The following is a 399-nucleotide window of genomic DNA, read 5'->3' as shown; positions in this document are numbered from 1 at the left end:
ACCGGGGACGGCACCGAGGGCGCCTACAACGACACCGTCTTCGGCACGTACATGCACGGGCCGGTGCTGGCCCGCAACCCGCAGATCGCGGACCTGCTGCTGAAGCTGGCGCTGGACGTCAACGCACTGCCGCCGACCGACGACCGCTGGTACGAGGCCCTGCGCGACGAACGCATCGCGGCCGCCCAGCAGCCCGCGTGAGGCGCTGGGACACACCGGGAAGGAGGCGTCGGAAGCGGCCTGAGCAGGCCCGTCTGACGCCTCCTCCGCACAGGTGAGCGGCGTCGTCCAGCAGGCGGACGCGGGATGCGGCACAGCCCCCGGGAACGGCTAGGGTGGCGGGGATCGGGCCGGACAGCGCGGTCCGGTCCCGGCCACTTCGAGAAGGTTGTTTCGGGC

At 72.4% G+C, this 399-nt stretch carries 1 pseudogene; it reads left to right on the top strand.

Annotation, left to right across the window (positions count from 1 at the left end):
- Positions 1 to 201 (top strand): annotated as a pseudogene (locus tag LPA54_RS41035) (glutamine amidotransferase); the annotation flags it as partial.
- Positions 202 to 399 lie beyond the last annotated feature (198 nt).

Origin of the sequence: Streptomyces sp. DH12 (assembly GCF_020873895.1) — a bacterium.
Lineage (GTDB): Bacteria > Actinomycetota > Actinomycetes > Streptomycetales > Streptomycetaceae > Streptomyces.
This window is presented reverse-complemented; position numbering and strand designations above follow the sequence as displayed.